Source organism: Neobacillus sp. S1115 (assembly GCF_055385565.1).
Genome location: NZ_AP038275.1, coordinates 3195973 through 3215347, shown reverse-complemented (window position 1 = coordinate 3215347; position 19375 = coordinate 3195973). Strand labels below are relative to the sequence as shown.

At 40.8% G+C, this 19375-nt stretch carries 17 protein-coding genes, 3 tRNA genes, 2 rRNA genes and 1 other RNA gene; 18 read left to right on the top strand and 5 right to left on the bottom strand.

All coding sequences use genetic code 11. The annotated features are described in order from the left end of the window. Positions 1–187: 187 nt before the first annotated feature. From ACZ5B7_RS15630 to ACZ5B7_RS15620, 3 genes are all read left to right on the top strand, one after another. Positions 188–3126, top strand: a 23S ribosomal RNA gene (locus ACZ5B7_RS15630). 237 nt (positions 3127–3363) lie between these two features. Then, positions 3364–3480 (top strand): 5S ribosomal RNA (rrf, locus tag ACZ5B7_RS15625). Between the two features lie 264 nt (positions 3481–3744). Beyond that, a complete protein-coding gene (locus ACZ5B7_RS15620) occupies positions 3745–5013 on the top strand; it encodes an MFS transporter (protein ID WP_464489996.1) in 1269 nt (422 codons plus the stop codon). A gap of 398 nt (positions 5014–5411) precedes the next feature. Here ACZ5B7_RS15620 and ACZ5B7_RS15615 read toward each other — a convergent pair whose 3' ends face one another. Beyond that, positions 5412–5669 (bottom strand): HPr family phosphocarrier protein, encoded by a 258-nt coding sequence (locus ACZ5B7_RS15615; RefSeq protein WP_464489995.1) that lies wholly within the window; start codon positions 5667–5669, stop codon positions 5412–5414. Positions 5670–5842: 173 nt separating this feature from the next. On the opposite strand from ACZ5B7_RS15615, the gene ACZ5B7_RS15610 reads away from it, so the two are divergent. Next, complete coding sequence (locus ACZ5B7_RS15610; protein ID WP_464489994.1) at positions 5843–6502, top strand: DUF429 domain-containing protein; 660 nt, start codon at positions 5843–5845, stop codon at positions 6500–6502. A gap of 73 nt (positions 6503–6575) precedes the next feature. On the opposite strand, the gene ACZ5B7_RS15605 is transcribed toward ACZ5B7_RS15610, so the two are convergent. Then, positions 6576–7196 (bottom strand): DUF3298 and DUF4163 domain-containing protein, encoded by a 621-nt coding sequence (locus ACZ5B7_RS15605; protein ID WP_464489993.1) that lies wholly within the window; start codon positions 7194–7196, stop codon positions 6576–6578. 147 nt (positions 7197–7343) lie between these two features. Between ACZ5B7_RS15605 and ACZ5B7_RS15600 the strand changes: the two genes are divergently transcribed. The 7 genes from ACZ5B7_RS15600 to ffs all read left to right on the top strand — a co-directional run bounded on the left by ACZ5B7_RS15600 (position 7344) and on the right by ffs (position 10488). After that, positions 7344–7673 carry a DUF1904 family protein gene (locus tag ACZ5B7_RS15600; RefSeq protein ID WP_464489992.1) on the top strand — a complete coding sequence of 110 codons (330 nt, stop codon included), beginning with the start codon at positions 7344–7346 and terminating at the stop codon, positions 7671–7673. 52 nt (positions 7674–7725) lie between these two features. Beyond that, positions 7726–8889, top strand: a complete 1164-nt coding sequence (locus ACZ5B7_RS15595) for a YecA family protein (RefSeq protein ID WP_464489991.1) — start codon at positions 7726–7728, stop codon at positions 8887–8889. A 167-nt stretch (positions 8890–9056) separates the two neighbouring features. Then, a complete protein-coding gene (locus ACZ5B7_RS15590) occupies positions 9057–9884 on the top strand; it encodes an alpha/beta fold hydrolase (protein ID WP_464489990.1) in 828 nt (275 codons plus the stop codon). A 214-nt stretch (positions 9885–10098) separates the two neighbouring features. Next, positions 10099–10189, top strand: a tRNA-Ser gene (locus ACZ5B7_RS15585). A gap of 48 nt (positions 10190–10237) precedes the next feature. Then, positions 10238–10322: transfer RNA gene (locus ACZ5B7_RS15580), tRNA-Leu, on the top strand. A gap of 10 nt (positions 10323–10332) precedes the next feature. After that, positions 10333–10404, top strand: a tRNA-Asn gene (locus ACZ5B7_RS15575). Then, positions 10404–10488: signal recognition particle sRNA small type (gene ffs / locus ACZ5B7_RS15570), an RNA gene on the top strand. Before ACZ5B7_RS15575 ends, ffs begins: the two co-directional genes overlap by 1 nt. A 31-nt stretch (positions 10489–10519) precedes the next feature. Here the strand turns inward: ffs and ACZ5B7_RS15565 are convergent. From ACZ5B7_RS15565 to ACZ5B7_RS15555, 3 genes are all read right to left on the bottom strand, one after another. Further along, the gene (locus tag ACZ5B7_RS15565; protein ID WP_464489989.1) at positions 10520–11098 is read right to left on the bottom strand and encodes a MerR family transcriptional regulator; all 579 of its coding nucleotides are present in this window, start codon (positions 11096–11098) and stop codon (positions 10520–10522) included. A 374-nt stretch (positions 11099–11472) separates the two neighbouring features. Next, complete coding sequence (locus ACZ5B7_RS15560) at positions 11473–12162, bottom strand: cell wall hydrolase (RefSeq protein WP_464489988.1); 690 nt, start codon at positions 12160–12162, stop codon at positions 11473–11475. A 334-nt stretch (positions 12163–12496) separates the two neighbouring features. Beyond that, complete coding sequence (locus ACZ5B7_RS15555; RefSeq protein WP_464489987.1) at positions 12497–14326, bottom strand: glycosyl hydrolase family 28 protein; 1830 nt, start codon at positions 14324–14326, stop codon at positions 12497–12499. Positions 14327–14820: 494 nt separating this feature from the next. On the opposite strand from ACZ5B7_RS15555, the gene ACZ5B7_RS15550 reads away from it, so the two are divergent. The 7 genes from ACZ5B7_RS15550 (at position 14821) to ACZ5B7_RS15520 (ending at position 19370) form a co-directional block, all read left to right on the top strand. Continuing rightward, a complete protein-coding gene (locus tag ACZ5B7_RS15550; protein ID WP_464489986.1) occupies positions 14821–15585 on the top strand; it encodes an NAD-dependent protein deacylase in 765 nt (254 codons plus the stop codon). Between the two features lie 34 nt (positions 15586–15619). After that, positions 15620–16390, top strand: a complete 771-nt coding sequence (locus ACZ5B7_RS15545; protein ID WP_464489985.1) for a TatD family hydrolase — start codon at positions 15620–15622, stop codon at positions 16388–16390. A 198-nt stretch (positions 16391–16588) separates the two neighbouring features. Further along, the gene (spxA, locus tag ACZ5B7_RS15540) at positions 16589–16987 is read left to right on the top strand and encodes a transcriptional regulator SpxA (RefSeq protein WP_213146009.1); all 399 of its coding nucleotides are present in this window, start codon (positions 16589–16591) and stop codon (positions 16985–16987) included. A 17-nt stretch (positions 16988–17004) separates the two neighbouring features. Continuing rightward, positions 17005–17139, top strand: coding sequence for a BA3454 family stress response protein (locus ACZ5B7_RS15535; RefSeq protein ID WP_378581904.1), 135 nt, complete (start codon positions 17005–17007; stop codon positions 17137–17139). A gap of 102 nt (positions 17140–17241) precedes the next feature. After that, the gene (locus tag ACZ5B7_RS15530) at positions 17242–17667 is read left to right on the top strand and encodes an Rrf2 family transcriptional regulator (protein ID WP_464489984.1); all 426 of its coding nucleotides are present in this window, start codon (positions 17242–17244) and stop codon (positions 17665–17667) included. 112 nt (positions 17668–17779) lie between these two features. Continuing rightward, entirely contained in the window at positions 17780–18112 is a 333-nt protein-coding gene (locus ACZ5B7_RS15525) for an IDEAL domain-containing protein (protein WP_464489983.1), read from the top strand. A 223-nt stretch (positions 18113–18335) separates the two neighbouring features. Beyond that, positions 18336–19370: an ROK family transcriptional regulator gene (locus ACZ5B7_RS15520; protein ID WP_464489982.1), complete on the top strand. Its 1035-nt coding sequence runs from the start codon at positions 18336–18338 to the stop codon at positions 19368–19370. The last annotated feature ends 5 nt before the right edge of the window (positions 19371–19375 follow it).

Sequence of the window (19375 nt, the reverse complement as noted above, 5' to 3'; positions counted from 1 at the left end):
GGACATATGAGCCAGACAATACATGTTTGTTTGACTGTTTCTTGTTTGTTTAGTTTTGAGAGAACAATCTCTCAAAACTTTCGTTCTTTGAAAACTAGATAATCGTAAAAGAAGAAGTAACCAAGTAAGAACCAAGTAATCGCCATTTTAGTTTTTCTCTCTTATTTTTAAGAGTAAAAACCTTTTAGGTTAAGTTAGAAAGGGCGCACGGTGAATGCCTTGGCACTAGGAGCCGATGAAGGACGGGACTAACACCGATATGCTTCGGGGAGCTGTAAGTAAGCGCCGATCCGGAGATTTCCGAATGGGGAAACCCACTGTTCGTAATGGAGCAGTATCTTTACCTGAATACATAGGGTATTGAAGGCAGACCCGGGGAACTGAAACATCTAAGTACCCGGAGGAAGAGAAAGCAAACGCGATTCCCTGAGTAGCGGCGAGCGAAACGGGAACAGCCCAAACCGAAAGGCTTGCCTTTCGGGGTTGTAGGACACTCAACATGGAGTTACAAAGGAACGGGGTAGATGAAGCGGTCTGGAAAGGCCGGCCATAGAAGGTAAAAGCCCTGTAGTTGAAACTTCGTTCCCTCCTGAGTGGATCCTGAGTACGGCCGGACACGTGAAATCCGGTCGGAAGCAGGGAGGACCATCTCCCAAGGCTAAATACTCCCTAGTGACCGATAGTGAACCAGTACCGTGAGGGAAAGGTGAAAAGCACCCCGGAAGGGGAGTGAAAGAGATCCTGAAACCGTGTGCCTACAAGTAGTCAGAGCCCGTTCATGGGTGATGGCGTGCCTTTTGTAGAATGAACCGGCGAGTTACGATTGCATGCGAGGTTAAGTTGAAGAGACGGAGCCGCAGCGAAAGCGAGTCTGAATAGGGCGAATTAGTATGTAGTCGTAGACCCGAAACCAGGTGATCTACCCATGTCCAGGGTGAAGTCCAGGTAACACTGGATGGAGGCCCGAACCCACGCACGTTGAAAAGTGCGGGGATGAGGTGTGGGTAGCGGAGAAATTCCAATCGAACTTGGAGATAGCTGGTTCTCTCCGAAATAGCTTTAGGGCTAGCCTCACGTAGTTAGAGTCTTGGAGGTAGAGCACTGTTTGGACTAGGGGCCCTCATCGGGTTACCGAATTCAGACAAACTCCGAATGCCAATGACTTATCCGTGGGAGTCAGACTGCGAGTGATAAGATCCGTAGTCAAAAGGGAAACAGCCCAGACCACCAGCTAAGGTCCCAAAGTATACGTTAAGTGGAAAAGGATGTGGAGTTGCTTAGACAACCAGGATGTTGGCTTAGAAGCAGCCACCATTTAAAGAGTGCGTAATAGCTCACTGGTCGAGTGACTCTGCGCCGAAAATGTACCGGGGCTAAACGTATCACCGAAGCTGTGGGTGGACACCTTATGGTGTCCGCGGTAGGAGAGCGTTCTAAGGGCGTTGAAGCTAGACCGTAAGGACTGGTGGAGCGCTTAGAAGTGAGAATGCCGGTATGAGTAGCGAAAGATGAGTGAGAATCTCATCCACCGTATGCCTAAGGTTTCCTGAGGAAGGCTCGTCCGCTCAGGGTTAGTCGGGACCTAAGCCGAGGCCGAAAGGCGTAGGCGATGGACAACAGGTTGATATTCCTGTACCACCTCTTTATCGTTTGAGTGATGGGGGGACGCAGGAGGATAGGGTAAGCGCACTGCTGGATATGTGCGTGCAAGCAGTTAGGCTGGTGAATAGGAAAATCCGTTCACCGAACAGGCTCGAGCTGTGATGCCGAGGGAATTATAGTACCGAAGTTCCTGATTCCACACTGCCAAGAAAAGCCTCTAGCGAGATAAAAGGTGCCCGTACCGCAAACCGACACAGGTAGGCGAGGAGAGAATCCTAAGGTGAGCGAGAGAACTCTCGTTAAGGAACTCGGCAAAATGACCCCGTAACTTCGGGAGAAGGGGTGCTTTTTGGGGTGAATAGCCCCGAAGAGCCGCAGTGAATAGGCCCAGGCGACTGTTTAGCAAAAACACAGGTCTCTGCAAAGCCGCAAGGCGAAGTATAGGGGCTGACGCCTGCCCGGTGCTGGAAGGTTAAGAGGAGGGGTTAGCTGCTAAGCGAAGCTCTGAATCGAAGCCCCAGTAAACGGCGGCCGTAACTATAACGGTCCTAAGGTAGCGAAATTCCTTGTCGGGTAAGTTCCGACCCGCACGAAAGGCGTAACGATCTGGGCACTGTCTCAACGAGAGACTCGGTGAAATTATAGTACCTGTGAAGATGCAGGTTACCCGCGACAGGACGGAAAGACCCCATGGAGCTTTACTGTAGCCTGATATTGAATTTTGGTACAGCTTGTACAGGATAGGTAGGAGCCTGAGAAACCGGAGCGCCAGCTTCGGTGGAGGCGTCGGTGGGATACTACCCTGGCTGTATTGAAATTCTAACCCGCACCCCTCATCGGGGTGGGAGACAGTGTCAGGTGGGCAGTTTGACTGGGGCGGTCGCCTCCTAAAGTGTAACGGAGGCGCCCAAAGGTTCCCTCAGAATGGTTGGAAATCATTCGCAGAGTGTAAAGGCACAAGGGAGCTTGACTGCGAGACCTACAAGTCGAGCAGGGACGAAAGTCGGGCTTAGTGATCCGGTGGTTCCGCATGGAAGGGCCATCGCTCAACGGATAAAAGCTACCCTGGGGATAACAGGCTTATCTCCCCCAAGAGTCCACATCGACGGGGAGGTTTGGCACCTCGATGTCGGCTCATCGCATCCTGGGGCTGTAGTCGGTCCCAAGGGTTGGGCTGTTCGCCCATTAAAGCGGTACGCGAGCTGGGTTCAGAACGTCGTGAGACAGTTCGGTCCCTATCCGTCGTGGGCGCAGGAAATTTGAGAGGAGCTGTCCTTAGTACGAGAGGACCGGGATGGACGCACCGCTGGTGTACCAGTTGTCTTGCCAAAGGCATCGCTGGGTAGCTATGTGCGGACGGGATAAATGCTGAAAGCATCTAAGCATGAAGCCCCCCTCGAGATGAGATTTCCCATAGCGTCAAGCTAGTAAGATCCCTGAAAGATGATCAGGTTGATAGGTCAGAGGTGGAAGCGCGGTGACGTGTGGAGCTGACTGATACTAATCGATCGAGGACTTAACCAAAATCGAAAAGCGGAGGCGGCCGGTTAGCAACGTATGGCCTGGAGAGCTTTGACTGAGATAAAGGAAACACGATGAGCGAAGCGAATCGATGTTGACTTATCGTAGGGAAAAGACCGAAGGACACTAGTTGCTGGACGCTGGAGCTAGACAATCATCAATGTAAAATGGCAACTCGTTCTTATAATACTTCTTCTGCATTATCTAGTTTTGAGGGAATGAACCCCCTAATTCAATAGGTCCGGTAGCAATGGCGAGAAGGTCACACCCGTTCCCATCCCGAACACGGAAGTTAAGCTTCTCAGCGCCGATGGTAGTTGGGACGCAAGTCCCTGTGAGAGTAGGACGCTGCCGGGCAAGCAAAAAAGACAAGCTAAAAATGTTTGTCTTTTTTTATTTGCCCAAAATTTACTCGCTTTAATAGCGTAGAAAATAACATTTAGTGGTTGAGTATGGTTCCTGGTTTTGTAATTTTCGGAATTATTAATTATAATATTTAATTAAAGGGATTTGACATAGAAAAACAATGCCTGTGTAACGTGTGGGACAACTGACGTTTTTAGGTATAGGAGGAAGGATGTTGGATGAAGTTGAGGTACGATTGTAAAGCAGGTGTACAACATGAATAAAGATAAACAACTCTATTTTGGCTGGTATATTGTCATTGCCGCGTCCATTATCGGTTTGCTTACAACAGGTATGAGGATGGGAATCGGGCCGTTTATCCATCCAATCATGGAAGATTTAAAATTGTCGCGAACTGAAATTTCCCTCGTCGTTTCTGTAGGAATGCTTGTTTATGGGATTGGAATGGTGTTAGCAGGTATTCTATTAAAAACTTTTAATACCCGTATTGTTTTGTTGATTGGGCTGGCCATTGTATGTATTTCTACTATATGGACGGTTTATTCCAAAGGGATGCTTTCCTTTTTCCTCTCCTTTGGTGTGTTCCTTTCGATTGGGCTTTCTTTTTTAAGCAATATCACCTTATCGCCGATTGTTAGTAAATGGTTTGTCCGCCAAAGAGGGAAGGTCCTTTTTTATTTGACGACCGGAGGAATGGCGGGTATTGCCATTTTGACTCCCGTTGAAACATGGATGATTGGCCTTGTTGGGTGGAAGAATACACTTTTATTTTTTGGAGTAATTTTTGTTTGTATTATTCTGCCTTCTGCGATCTTTATCATGCGGGAAGATGTTCCGGAAGAGGCTGATAGTCCGGGCAATGCCAGCGGAATCACTAGACAGGAAGCTCCGGCAACCGTCACATTGAAGGATGCTTTAAAGACAACAACCTATTGGAAAATTGTTTTTGTGCTATTTGCTTGTGGATTTGGGATGAATCTATTAGGATCGCACGGGGTTCCTATGTTGATGGATCATCATTTTGGGCCAATGACTGCTTCCTTTGGGGTAGGTTTGATTGGAATTGTCGCGATCTTCGGAACATTGTTTTTGGGACAGCTCGCGGACCGTTTTCCGAGAAGAAATATTTTATTTTTAGTATTTTTTGTCCGTGGACTTGGATTTTTTGGTCTTGTTTTATCAGCCCACACTTGGCAGCTCTTTCTTGTTTCCATTATCGGAGGGTTGGTGTGGGCTGGCTCAGTTGCCATGGCCACAGCAATATTAGGTGATTTATATGGAGTTAGGCTACTAGGAATTTTAAATGGGTTAGCATTTTTTGTCGGGCATCAAATAGGAGCCGCAATCGGTTCTTTCCTAGGCGGATGGGGGTACGAAGTGTTTGGAACGCATCTATTTTCGTTCAGTGCTGCGGGTATCCTTGCGCTTCTAGCCAGCTTGGCATCGATAACTTTACCTCAAAGTCTATCGTTCTCCAAGCCAATCAAGCTTGGAGAAAAGCATAACATAACGACTGGACAATGAGAGTGGTTAACTGGAGTTAACTAAACACATTGACGACCAAATAAGGTTGTCTTTTTGTTTTTAGCTCTGTTATTATTCATTGTTGATTTTCGGTTTGGTATGAGAATTCATAGGCGGAGAATTTCCGGCTAATGTATATAGAGGAAGCTTAAGAGGCTGATATAAGCGGAGATATTCCGATTAACTGCTCTAAATAAGACAAAATCCAAAGATTTGGATCATATAAGCGGAAAAACTCCCCATATTTTTAAAGAAATATCGGTATTTCCCAATTTAAACGGAATTTCTCCGTTTGTTTTTCAAGCACAGTGAAATCAACATTCAGTTATAACAGAGCCTTGATTTTAAAAACGTGAGTTGAAGCGGAGGCATGGGGGAAGAAGAATAGTCCCCATGTGTCAGCTAAACGATTCAAGCTTTTTCAATAAGTGTTCTAGTGCTTCCTTTTCATCATGACCAGAGGTTTCTATGGTTACTTGTTGTTTGTTTCCTAAAATGAGTGTCGTTACACCAAGCAATGATTTCAAATTCACCTTTCGGCCTTTCTGAGTAAGAAAAATTTCGGAATGAAATCGTGAAGCTTCCTGAACTAATTGAGTAATAGGTTTTAGGCCTAGAACATCCTTATTATTAAGCTCAACAGTTTGTTGCATCATAAAAACTCTCCTTTCTAAACTTAATTATTCTTGCCAAAAGAATAATCGCTTCTTTATAAAACTATGGTGATTTACCCCTTATTATTAAGGATTTTAATTGAATACTGGCCTTATTGTCATAAAATTTGTAAGAAGATTTGCCATAATATTTATAGAAAGTGATGGAGCATTTAATGAAAATCATTGGGATTGATTTATCAGGACCGAGCAATCGTAAAGATACTGTCTTGGCTGTATTTGAAAAACAAGCTGGTGCTTTAAAATTTATCAAACAATTAAGTAATATTGGTGATCTGGAAATATTAAATGAAGTTATGCATCAAAGTCAGAATGATGAAGTGGTAATCGGAATCGACGCTCCTTTATCATATCAGGATGGCGGCGGGGACCGGCCGGGTGATAAGGATCTAAGGCAGTACATCGTGTCCTTAGGGATGAAATCCGGTTCCATTATGCCGCCGACTTTTAATCGAATGGTTTATCTTACCTTAAGAGGGATTAAGCTTAGCAGGGAAATCGGAAATTTGAAAACTGAGAATCCCATTTCGATGGTGGAAGTGCACCCGGGTGCCGTTATTGGTTCTCGAATTTCTCAGAGTAATCTTGAGTATGTTCTGAGTTATAAGCAGGATTTGACTGCGAGGACATTCATAAGAAAATGGTTTAAGGAGCAAAAATTGACCGATCTGCCGGTTTGTATAGAGGAAGAAAGTCATTCCATTGATGCCTGCGCTGCGGCATTAGGCGCATGGCATTGGCGGGATAAGCAGTTTCGTCCTAAGTGGATTTTACCTGCAAATCTACCGCTGCATCCGTATGATTATTGTTGTTGATAAACATAACAGATATTGTTCCAACACTGGCCGGCTATAGCAGCTTCGACTGTAATCAGCCGCTTTATTGGTATTAATTATTTTCTGCCATCCGTCCAAGCGGGCCGCTATCATCTAAAATATCCTGAAGCTCATATACCGATATTGGAAACATTGGAAATCCAAAAGCATATGGGGTAATGTCATAAAGCTGGAAGTAGATGACGAGTGCTTTGTCAGCGATGTAAAAGTCCTGATTAGGCTTTATGCTGGTGAAATCACCAAGAAGGAAAATATCCCGTTTTTTGACTTGCTCTTGAATAAGGGTTGTGAGCCTTTTGATATAATTACTTCCAGGTTTGAACAGGTCCTTGAGTTGTACCAGTGTTTCTTTTTGAAGGTCGAAGGTTAAGGATTTAATATAGGTCATTCCATGGGCAGCATGTTCATGATAAGTATAATTGGAGAGGTTAAGGCTCAATACATTGCGCTGGTTGTTTTTCAATTCAAAAGTTCCTAGCATTTCACTGACAGTGGAGGGCATATCCCCAACCTGAGTGTCAATTAGCTTTTGGGTTTGTTGCACAATGCCCTGATTGATGGATCTTTCCAGCCGTTGGTTGCGGTGGTTAACCACTTGTGGATAAATAACCTCCTTTTTGGGACCGCTCCTATATATATACGGTTTGACATCTACGGGTAATATAATTGGCATTTCTCTCCGCCCTTTTTCACTTATCTTATTCGTGAGCGGATGGCAGGTGCGCTTAGAAAAAATCAAATAGGTTCATCGAGGATTTTTTTATGGTAAAATATCGGAAAGATCTTCCGGATATTAACTTTTTTATGGAGGGAATTAAAAGTGCCGCAATTAATTTTTAAAGGAGTAAGTGTAGAGCAAGTCAAAAAAATTAGTACACCTTTGGTAGAGGAATTAGCTGAACTTTGTGAGTGTGAAACAGATAATTTCACTTTTGAAATTGTGGATTCGATTTTTGTTTTTAATGGAGAAGAAGTGCCAGGGTTTCCATTTATTGAAGTGAAGTGGTTCGATCGGGGCCAAAAAGTTCAAGATGAATTTGCTGCCATCACAACCGAGCATTTACATAGTCTGGGAATTCTAGATGTAGAAATCGCCTTTAGAGTGTTTTCTGAGTCAGATTATTATTTAAATGGGAAAAGCTTTGCGTAATTTTCATTTACCAAGTTGTTAGAAAAAAAAACAAACTCAGATGGAGTTTAGCATGACATTTTTAGAAAAAATAAAACCATATTTAACTAGTGACGATATTTTAATTCAGGAAACGGTCGTTTACGCGTTGCACGATTATCCATATGTCCCTGAAGAGTGGACGGTGCAATTACTGCGAGAAGCTTTTCGAAACAAGGAAAAGCAATCCTCGATTTTAATCTATCTAGATAATCAGAGAATTAATGAGGAAGCTGTCAAGCTCTTGATTGAAATTATTCCAACCATGGACAAGTCCATTCTACATTTAGCGATAAACTTACTTTTGAACATTGAACCGGAGCTTGCTCTTAGATTTAGGGAATCCTTGGAAAGATATATTCCCAAGGATATGTGGGCCATATATGAGTTAACTGCAAATGGGACGGAAGAAGCAGTGTATATGGAATATGGAAGCATCTTAAGTGATCTTGACCATGCAAATCCATATCAGAACGATTTATACCTAAAGGGCAAAATATTAGCTGCCTGTATAGTGGAAAACGGCTGGGTGACGGAACAGGAAATCGACATTATAATTCGCGAGGAATTGGAAGAACAATGGTTTTCTTATCATGGAATTCTAACGATTTATATGATTGGCTTGTTAAAAATAGAAAAATATATACCGATGCTGGCAAGCATGTTGGGACGAGATGAAGATGTTTTGCTGGAAGAGGTCTCTGCTGCTTTAATTCAGTTTCAATCAGATGATGTGGTGAAGGAAGTCGCGCCGTATTTATATAGAGAAGATTCGGTTATTTTTGCAGCCTCCGTTGTAGAAAATATTAAAACAGACTTCGCCATTCAGGTCTTAAGAGAGGCCTACGATGCGGCTGAAGAAATTGGTGATCAAGATATCCTTATCGAATCCATTTGTCATCATTTCTCTAGAGAGGCACTGCCCGAAATTAGCCGCCATATGAAAAACGAGTATACTTCAAACATAGTGGATATTGAGCAGACGGTTTATAGTTACTATTCTATTTTGGGGGAGCACCATCCTGAATTGGAATTTTGGAGAAAAGCTGCCCTTGAAAGAGAAATGGACTTTAGAAATGCCGGCAGGGAAGGGACGTTAGGTAAACCCGTACCCGTTCGGAATGAAACGAAAGTTGGCCGAAACGATCCCTGTCCATGCGGAAGCGGGAAAAAATATAAAAAATGCTGTGGGAAATAGATCTGTTGTAATCACATGGAGAGCCAATTATATCTTTGAAGAGAAGGATGTCTAATAAAGTTGAGGCATCCTTCTTTTTTAAATGGAAAAGAAAGGATTTTACCTCTTTTTGTCGAATTATTGTGAGAATATAAAATCCTTACATTAGAAACAATTGGAGGTCCAGAATGAATACGAAAAAAACACTAACCATAAATGATCAAAAGATTTCCTATATTGATGAAGGTGCCAAAACTGCCCCGCCAGTTTTGCTTATTCATGGAGTCCCTGAGTCCAGCATGCTTTGGAAACACATAATCCCTGAAATTGCTGCATTAGGTTTTCGGGCGATTGCGCCGGACCTTCCGGGGTTTGGTCAGAGTGACCGTTTTCCATACGAGTCTACTTGGGAAAACTATGTTACGTTTATCAATGATTTCATGGAAGCTCTAGAATTAGAAAAGATCCATCTTATGGTCCACGACTGGGGTGGTATGATCGGTTTAAGATGGGCGTGTGACAATCCGGATAAAGTGCAAAGCTTGATTATAACCGACACCGTTTTGTTGCCTGGATATACGTGGCACCCACTTGCCCAAAAATGGAGAACGCCTGGTTATGGTGAAAAAGTAATGGAGGCCATGGCCAATAGGGATTCATGGATGGCGGGTATGAAAAAGGAGATTCCGTCTGTAGAAGAAGGGATCTTGGAAGACTTTTTCGCCATTTTTGAGACGGCTGAGAAAAGGAATGTCATTTTAGAATTATACCGTTCTGCCAATCAACAATTAACGGAACCGTATTTGAATCTTTCTGCTATAAAGTCCCCTGTTACGATTCTTTGGGGTGAACATGATCCTTACATTTCAACCGATTTTGCTTATCAGACGCGTGACCAGCAATTCCCGCACGCAGCGGTACATATAATTCCTGGTGCGGGGCATTTTATTCATGTTCAGGTTCCGGAAAAGGTGATTCCACTTGTAAGAGAACATTTTCTAGCTGCTATAGAATAACCAATTTTACAGTGGCCATTTTGCGGGGTCATGAGGACAGGGCAAGTGAATATTTGAGATAATTGTTCTTATGTTGGGGCTTGAGGACTCCCAGAGTGAATTTTACTAGACAAACGTCCTCACACCAGTGGAGCTTGCTGTTTTAGATTGCCAAAATTTACAGCTAGCTCCCAATTTCAAAAGATGTTATATTTGTTTTGTAAGTTACTACTACAGAGAAGTACTCAAGAGGCTGAAGAGGCGCCCCTGCTAAGGGTGTAGGTCGGGTAACCGGCGCGAGGGTTCAAATCCCTTCTTCTCTGCCATAAAAATCTTGCAGGTTTAGCACAAATGGTATAATATATTAACAACATGCGGGTGTGGCGGAATTGGCAGACGCACCAGACTTAGGATCTGGCGCCTTCGGGCGTGGGGGTTCGACTCCCTTCACCCGCACCAGAATTATTATTCCGCAGTAGCTCAGTGGTAGAGCTATCGGCTGTTAACCGATCGGTCGTAGGTTCGAGTCCTACCTGCGGAGTCATAGTCCAACAAGGACACTAAGAAAGGGTCAGGGCGGGAACGCAGCAGCCATCATTAGTGAAATTGTGTGGGCTATTACATACGGACAGAAATAAAAAAGCTAAACCCTATTATTAATTGGGTTTAGCTTTTTTCCATGTAAACCAATTCCACCATTTTTTTTGTTTGGCAGCCGCAATTTGCAATCTCGTTTCTTCTTCTATGCTTCTAATACGTTCATTCTCCAGTTTATCTAAATGTTCTACATGCTTTAGAATTTTACTAATCTTTTCTTCTTGATATGCTTCCCGTACAGCCTTTTCCTTCAAGAGCTTGATTAAATCCAAGTTTATTTGCTCTAAATGCTCCAGTCGTACCATTAATTCACCATGGTTGCAATTATGCTCAACAACAACGTGGTCGCTAGTATTCTGTATGGGTTCAAATTCCGTAACCGGGTCCGTGTTATCTTCTTCAGAAACCCATTTCAATACCTCCTCAGCAGACTGTTCCATTGTCATACCCTCATGCTTGCTGAATTCAATTAATTTGCGGAATGTATGAACATCCTTCTCAAAATAGACTCTATGTCCTCGATTATTTCGATGAACATGATACCCATGCCCTTCGAGGAGAGTAGCGTACTTCCTTAAAGTACTGGCATCTATTTCAAACAATTTCTGTACATCACTAGGTGAATATATTTCCGTCATTCATTTCACCTCTATTAAATACATTTTTAAATTATACTTTAATAGCCCGATGTTATTTTATAAATAGGTTAAAAGCGAATGAAATTAGCCATCCCAGTGCAAGAAAAACTGATAGATATGTACCTAAACCAACTAAAATTTCTGCCATGATTCCTACTCCTTTATTTCGGGCATTGGTTTCAATTTCTTCAATACAATGTCATTATAGCAGGGGATTTTTTAAAATTTGTCGAAACTAGGGAGGTTAATCAATTTGTAAAAAGACTGTTAACTTTTTTTAATAATAGTTGGGTATAAAACAGGTATTATGATGTGAAAAATCCACCATAAAGTTTATTAACGATTAGGTGGATTCAACGACTAGCATTTTTATCTTATTTTGCGAATACATGATGGCCAATTGTCCTCACGACTGAACGAGTACGAATCCATTTATCCGTGGCAATGGCTGGGTTATAAAAATAAATCGAATCACTCAACCGATCTTTTCTCGTCAATGCCTCTTCGACTGCTCTTCTGGACTCATCTGATGCTGGCTTCCTAATCTCGCCATTTTGAACAGGAGAAAAGGCATAGGCATGTCCAACTACCTGATTAATAACGCCTGTCACCGTCTTAGGGAAACGTGGTGATTCCACTCGATTTAATACAACGGTGGCAACGGCTACTTTTCCTTGATAAGGTTCACCTTTTGCTTCGGCCTCTACTAATCTGGCAAATAAGTCTTTTTCGTTATTGGAAATGGAAATGGCCGGTGTTTCCGGTGCTTTTTCAGGTGGCATCTGCCTCGTAATCCCAATTTCCGGTTTTGTTGAGTGAAGGGCTACTTCTACTTGTATTTCCGGCTTTTGCTTGATTTCTTCTGTATTAATCTGATTGTAATTGCTAGGTTTGTCTTGCTGACCATTCTCAGCAATACCACCATATTTTTGCTCAAGGTTTATGGAGCTATTTTCTGTTACGACTCGATCTTCGGAAATAGCCTCGGCACTTTTACTTATTCCAATAAATGAACTTGCTGCTACACAAACTACAATTAATGTTTTTATGTAAGTTTTTTTCATGTGTGCTACCTCCTGAATTTTTGCTTTATATTACTCTACCATTGGATGGTATTTAATTTACAGAACGATAGCGTTACATTTCTTTTTAGTTTGATGAACAAAATGTCAGAAAATAATCAATTGTGACATGATGCCTAGTTTGGTGTCACAATCCAACCAATATTACGAAACATAGGAATATCTATCCAAAAACTATAAGATTCTATACATATACAAGTGGTTATAAACAGGCGGAATGAATTATTCGAAAAAGATAGAAGGGGGGGAGAGAGAGCTGTATCATCAAAAAAAAGCATCAGTAGTTTCTACTGATGCTAGTTTTTTTACATATTCCTTAATTTTTTGGTGGTGTTACTGGCCATTCGGTATCTGGAAGTGTTTCTCCATCAACTGTGAGATTTTGGTATATGCTGTTAGGCTGGAACATAATACCGTTATTGATGTTGACATTTTTCATTGTAATGTTTCTTACATATTGGAAATACAATGGTTTGTCAGCATGCACGGTGACGTTCTCCAATGTTAGGCCATCAACAGGGCTTTCATATAGCCCCTGGAAGAAGGAAGCTTCTTGTGCACCTTCAGCGGTAATATTTTTGATCGTTATATTTTTAATGTAAGGAGTTGTTTCATCGATTACACCAGTGAATGGCAGTGGAGTGCCGTTAGATGTATAGTTAGAGTTAATATTAAATACATCGCCTGCAATATCTTTCATCATGATGTTATCAAATGTTAGATTTTCAATGGTACCGCCACGTCCGCGAAGAGTTTTCATACGAATACCAATGTCGGTTCCATCGAAAATGTCATCTCTTGCTACAACATTTTTAACGCCGCCAGACATTTCACTACCGATTGTAACGCCGCCATGACCATGCTTCATAATGTTGTTGCGGATTTCGATGTTTTGGCTTGGTTTGCCAATTTGACGACCTTCAGCATCTTTACCAGATTTAATCGCGATCGCATCATCACCAACATTAAATGTTGAACCAAAAATCTTTAATCCATCAACGGAGTCTGGGTCAACGCCATCTGTGTTTGGTGCATCAACTGGGACAGCTGGATTTTCAACGTGTACACTATCAATGACCACATTGTTGCTGTATAACGGCTGGATTGTCCAAGATGGTGAATTCTGAATCTTTAGACCTTGAAGAAGGACATTTTCTGAATCCTTGAATTGAACCAATCTTGGGCGAGCAGTTTGAGTTGCAGGATTGGTCGCTTTTGGATTATCCCACCACAATCCCATATTAAAATAAACAGTTTGCTTACCCTCTGCGTTCGGATCATATTTACCATTGTTATAGTCATATGTTCCATCAAGGGTTACTTTTTTGTAAGGATAACCGAATTCATCGGTTCCATTCGAATCCATAGCCTTGATTGGACCTGCATTTCCATCAACTGTACCTTCGCCGATGACTTTAAGATTTTTAGCACCTTGTGATGCAATCAAGCTTTGGTAGGAGTGGAATGTAGTTCCTTCCCATCGGTCTTGGATCACTGGGTAGTCATCTTTGTCGCGACTTCCAAGAAGCGTTGCATCTTTTTGAATCTCAAATGTCATATTGCTTTTTAAACTTAGCGGAGCAGAATAATAGGTTCCTGCAGGGAGGATAACAACACTATTAGGACTTGCGGAAGCTGCATCAATCGCTGCTTGAATGGCTGCGGTATCTTTTGTTACACCGTCACCCTTTGCGCCAAAATCCTTAACATTAAATACTTCGCCTAATACATCGGTTTTAATATTAACGTGAGCGCTTTCGTTTGAATGATTACCTGCCGCATCTTTTGCCACAACTTTGAAACTATACATCTTATTCGGCTTTAAGTCTTTTACGGTAAAGTTTGACATAGCAATTCCATATTCATTTGGTGTTGAACTTCCAGCGAATTTACCATTTACATAGACATCATAAGCTGCGATTCCAGTATTGTCAGTAGACCTATCCCAAATTAGACTTACAGATTTATAGGTTGTTGCATACGCATAAACATTGATAGGGGCTGTTGGTGCATGTTTGTCAACTGAAACTTGAGCATTTGAATTTGCGGGTGTTGTTGCTGCAAATGCACCAAATGGGGCAATCGCGGAACAGCCTAGAGCAAGGCCTAGTGCTCCAGTTAGATAGGTTTTTTTACCGAATTTCATAGATTATACCCTCCTAATTTTTAGTAGTTTGAATGAAACTGCTTACAATTTTAGGTGTTACAAATTCTTTATTTGCTGGGTATTACCGTTCGAAAAAATAAAAACGTTTTCATTCTTTGGTATCCAAAATTTTTAGTTTCCCTGCACCATCCTTTTTTCTTATTTTAACGTTAACATTTCATAACAAGAGGTAATAATAATAGTTTTTAAAATTCCTATAGCAATAAATGTTAACGTTAACATTTATTGCTGGTATTTATTTTACTATTCTGATTAGATTTAAAAAAGTGACCAAATTACTATCTGTGAAAAGTGTTGAAAATAGATAAATAGTCTCGTTTTTCTTCTTTGTTAGTTCGTTTTATAGGGAATTTGATGGATTATTGTTTTTATTTTCAGATAATTGGAAAGGAAGAGATGAAAACTTTGTATTATAATGATAATAATTATAGGAACAACCTTTAATGAACTTCTGAAAGTGAGGTTTATCTGGAATGGAAAGTAACATAGAAACCTGCACCAACCTTCTTAGGGAAGCCCGAAACATTGTTGTCCTGAGCGGCGCGGGCATAAGCACGGAATCAGGTATTAAGGATTTTCGCTCCAAAACCGGCGTTTACCAACTTGCCCCAGAATATATCCTGTCACTTGATTATTTTTACAAAAACCCGAAAGATTTTTATCAGTTTGCTTTTGAAAATCTATATCATCCGGATGCCATCCCAAACAAAGGCCACGAAATACTGGCAAAATGGGAGGGACAAGGCAATGTTCAGCATATTATTACTCAAAACATCGATGGCCTTCACCAGAAAGCCGGCAGCGAAAACGTCATTGAGTTTCACGGAACAATGAAAACCGCATCTTGTTTAAATTGTGGAAAAATCTATCCTTCCTCGGAAATGGAATCTCGTTTTGAGACAATGGAGGATTTTTTTGTATGCAGCGATTGCGAAACAAAGAGTGAAAAAGACCGCTATATCAAGCCTGATGTTGTTTTGTTCGGAGATACAGGTGAATGGTTTACAGTAGAAGGATTTAATGCTGTCATCCAACTTATTGATCAGGCAGATGCCATTTTGGTATTGGGCACAAGTCTTCAAGTGATGCCTTTTTCAACCTTTCCACAGTACAGGAGAAAGGGCGTACCGCTGATTATTATCAATAAAGGCGGAACACCTTATGATCGTGGAGAGGGAGCATATGTCATTCATGATTCGATTGGAAAAACATTGTCCCTAATTGAAGAAAGTTTATGATGAGCCAAATCCTTTCCAGGAAGTGTGATAACGAATGAAATTGATTGATGCCCACCTCCATTTAGATAAATATAAAAATAAAGAAATTGACTCTATTCTTGTTGGAACAGAATGGCTTGAGGCAGTCGTGGCCGTGTCATTTGATCTTGAATCATGCAAGCGAAACCTTCAATTATCAAAAAAGTATCAAAAAGTAAAGCCCACATTTGGTTTTCATCCCGAGCAAGATCTGCCAAGCGAAGCTGACATTAGCAGCCTGATTGACTGGATGACGCTGCATCGGGCGGAAATGATTGCTGTCGGAGAGGTAGGGCTGCCGTACTATTTATGGCAGGAGCAAAAGGTATCCAGTCTACAGTTTGGCCAATATATTGAACTCCTTGAGATGTTCGTGAAGCTGGCCAAAAAATGGGAAAAACCGATTGTTTTGCATGCCGTTTATGATGATGCACCAATTGTTTGTGATCTTTTAGAAAAACATTCAGTCGAAAAGGCACATTTTCATTGGTTCAAAGGGGACGATAAAACGATAACGAGAATGATTGAAAATGGTTATTTTATTTCCGTTACACCCGAGATTGTCTATAAGGAAAAAATTCAAAAGATAGCCCAGATTTACCCGTTAGCGCAAATGATGGTCGAAACAGACGGCCCATGGCCATTCGAAGGTCCATTTTCAGGCAAAATGACTCACCCCGACATGATGAAGGAATCCATCTCCATGTTGGCAAAAATAAAAAAACAATCGGAAACAGAAATATCGGAACGAGTTTTAGAAAACACAAAAGAATTTTACAGTATTTAGAGGCATGGGGACGGTTCTCGTGCCTCAAAAATGAATGAAGCATAAGAAGATTAGCCCTGCATCTTAAAAAAAATGATGCATAAGAACCGTCCCCATGCATCATAATATGGTTGACAAAATCAACTGTAAATATTAATATTACAGTATAAACTGTAAGGATTTTTATTACATTTTTTTATTAAAGGAGTGATTAGTGGTATGGTGACATTGTTTACGACACCGAGTTGTACTTCTTGCCGTAAAGCAAAGGCTTGGTTTGATGAGCATCAGATTGAATATAAAGAAAGAAACGTATTGGCTCAGCCGCTTTCCGTAGATGAAATTAAGTCGATTCTTCGTTTGACTGAAGAGGGGACCAGCGAAATCATTTCAACTAATTCAAAGACATTCCAGGAGTTAAATATAGATCTTGATACGCTTCCGCTCAATGAATTCTATAAATTAATAATTGAAAACCCGAAAATGCTGCGTCGGCCAATTATATTGGATGAAAAACGATTACAGGTTGGATATAACGAGGAAGAAATTCGCAGCTTTCTGCCGCGCAGGGTTCGTTCATTTTTGAGCATGGAATTGCAAAAAGCGGCAAATCAATAGAATGGAGGAAGAATAAGATGATTGAAGTTTTCGTAACAGTTCATTATAAAGATAGAAATTATCATACCAATGTTATTGTGGAAAAAGAAATGAAATGGGACAGAATTAAAAAGTTAGCAGAAGAACAAGTTAAAAAACAGTGGAATGTTTAAATTTGACAAGCTAATCTGTAACGTTTACTATTACAGTACAATAATTTATTTAATATAAGACATAGAAATAGAAAGATTAGCATTTTTTGAGGAGGCCAGGTTATGAACAGCGATTTCACACTTGCCATACACAGTCTAACATATCTCGCACTACAGCCTGACCGAATGTCAACAAGTGAAGCCATTTCAGAAAGTGCCGGTGTCCACCCGGTTCGGATTCGTAAAGTCCTAAGTTTGTTGAAAAAAAATGGATTTATAAAATCAAAAGAGGGAATTGGCGGCGGATTTATTTTTGCACTGGAATTAAGTGAAGTTACTCTCTGGGATATTTATAAAATTACCTCCGAAGGTGCTTTGCAGCCTAAGTGTCCAGATTCCAATGAAAAGTGTATAGTGGGTGCGAATATGCATACAGTCCTGTTTAAAATATTCTTGGGTGCTGAAGAATATCTTGGTGAATATTTAAAGGACTATACTATAAAGGAAGTTGTCGATCTAATTAATCAATGCAAAGGCTGTGATTGTTGATTTCCCCAAGACTTCTTTTTATTTTAAATGTAACAAAAAATATTACAGATTACGTATCCTATATGGCTGCAACTTCATACAATAACACTAAATAATTTGGAGGTGACCAGTTATGGTACCGAACAATCGTTCTAGTTTAAAAACAGGTGATTGGATTAAGGGAACTTCATGGGATGGTGAATTAATCCTTGGTTTTATAGAATCAATGGATATTCTAGAAGGAGTGGTTAAAGTAACGGTCATTAGAAGTGACAATACGGAGACCATTGGAAAAACCATTCCGATTTTAAGCAAACAGGTAAAGAAATTGCCTGTCTCAACAGCCACAAATAAGGAGCAAACTAGATTCCTAATAGACCTGGCATTGTCTACAGGTGATGAAGAGTGGTTTATGGAGCTGTCTGCCAAGTTAAACGAAATGAAACAGCTTGTAAGCAGTGAATAATGATTCAAAACTAGATTCTTATAATAAAATAACATCCGTTTATTAATAAAAACCTTCTCATTTATATTCCGAGAAGGTTTTTTCAATTTGTTAAGGGACAATATTAGCAAAACCTGCACTTATAAATTCCATTGTTTTCAAAAATCTTATATGATATAGTATCCATAACTTATTAAACAACTTTATAAAGTATTTTAAAAAGTAATCTTAGGTGGTGAATTCAATGAATGAATTATTAGCTACTCCGAAATCTATGAAGAAGATCATCCTTCGCGGCATTCGTTCAACTCTTTTGGAGCTTGGTAGTGCAACAAAACTAGAGCTCAGCGATAAATTAGAAATTAGTATCCCGACAATAAGTAAGTTCTTAGCACAGATGGAGAAGGATAGGGAAATTATTTTAGCCGGTTTAGATGATTCTAGTGGTGGGAGAAGAGCAAAAAGATATACATACAACCCTGAGTATATGTTAGGTCTGGCCATATTTTTAGAGCAATCAGAGACTAATTATACAATTTTCAATTGTTTAGGAGAAGTAAAGGAACAAGGAAAAGCACCGAGTGTATTAAAAGATGATGGTTTAAATTTATTGACTGAGTGCATTGAAAACATTATTACTAAATATCCCAAAATCAGTTCTATGGCAATTGGCGTTCCTGGTTCGGTTGATCGTGGACGAATTTTTTACATTCCAGGGTATGAGCAGTTTCAAAATTTTGATTTAAAAGGGTACTATGAAGAACATTTTTCTATTCCTGTTGTAGTAGAGAACGATATGAATGCTGCTGTTCTCGGTTATCACAATACTAGAGGATTGAAGTCCAAGCAATCGCTTATCTATTTGTATTCTGGCCAAAATGGCCCAGGGGCAGGAATTATGATCAATGGAGATGTGGTGCGGGGAAGTACTTTTTTTTCAGGAGAGGTTTCATTCGTTCCGCTGTATGATGACCGAAATTTCGGACAAGCACTGGCAAGTGGCAGTGGGGAAAAGAAACTACCATTCTATGAGAATGAAAAGATTGATGCGGTATGCAGATTAATGGCATCATTTGTAGCTATTATTAACCCCCATACCGTCATTTTTTGCGGTGATGAAATGGAAAAAGAAATAATAAACAAAGTCGCCATCGGGAGCTCAAAATATTTCCCGTCAGAACATCTCCCAGAGCTCACCATAGGTGATTGGAAGCAAGATTATTTATCTGGATTACAGAGTCTTGGACTTGATCTCATGATGAATGGGACAAACAATTAAAGTTC

Coding starts and splice junctions, on each gene's coding strand:
- ACZ5B7_RS15545 (WP_464489985.1), top strand. CDS start 15,620: ATGAAATTGATTGATGCCCACCTCCATTTAGATAAATATAAAAATAAA.
- ACZ5B7_RS15605 (WP_464489993.1), bottom strand. CDS start 7,196: ATGCCAATTATATTACCCGTAGATGTCAAACCGTATATATATAGGAGC.
- ACZ5B7_RS15565 (WP_464489989.1), bottom strand. CDS start 11,098: ATGACGGAAATATATTCACCTAGTGATGTACAGAAATTGTTTGAAATA.
- ACZ5B7_RS15525 (WP_464489983.1), top strand. CDS start 17,780: ATGGTACCGAACAATCGTTCTAGTTTAAAAACAGGTGATTGGATTAAG.
- ACZ5B7_RS15615 (WP_464489995.1), bottom strand. CDS start 5,669: ATGATGCAACAAACTGTTGAGCTTAATAATAAGGATGTTCTAGGCCTA.
- ACZ5B7_RS15550 (WP_464489986.1), top strand. CDS start 14,821: ATGGAAAGTAACATAGAAACCTGCACCAACCTTCTTAGGGAAGCCCGA.
- ACZ5B7_RS15560 (WP_464489988.1), bottom strand. CDS start 12,162: ATGAAAAAAACTTACATAAAAACATTAATTGTAGTTTGTGTAGCAGCA.
- ACZ5B7_RS15590 (WP_464489990.1), top strand. CDS start 9,057: ATGAATACGAAAAAAACACTAACCATAAATGATCAAAAGATTTCCTAT.
- ACZ5B7_RS15530 (WP_464489984.1), top strand. CDS start 17,242: ATGAACAGCGATTTCACACTTGCCATACACAGTCTAACATATCTCGCA.
- ACZ5B7_RS15555 (WP_464489987.1), bottom strand. CDS start 14,326: ATGAAATTCGGTAAAAAAACCTATCTAACTGGAGCACTAGGCCTTGCT.
- ACZ5B7_RS15610 (WP_464489994.1), top strand. CDS start 5,843: ATGAAAATCATTGGGATTGATTTATCAGGACCGAGCAATCGTAAAGAT.
- ACZ5B7_RS15535 (WP_378581904.1), top strand. CDS start 17,005: ATGATTGAAGTTTTCGTAACAGTTCATTATAAAGATAGAAATTATCAT.
- ACZ5B7_RS15520 (WP_464489982.1), top strand. CDS start 18,336: ATGAATGAATTATTAGCTACTCCGAAATCTATGAAGAAGATCATCCTT.
- ACZ5B7_RS15595 (WP_464489991.1), top strand. CDS start 7,726: ATGACATTTTTAGAAAAAATAAAACCATATTTAACTAGTGACGATATT.
- spxA (WP_213146009.1), top strand. CDS start 16,589: ATGGTGACATTGTTTACGACACCGAGTTGTACTTCTTGCCGTAAAGCA.
- ACZ5B7_RS15620 (WP_464489996.1), top strand. CDS start 3,745: ATGAATAAAGATAAACAACTCTATTTTGGCTGGTATATTGTCATTGCC.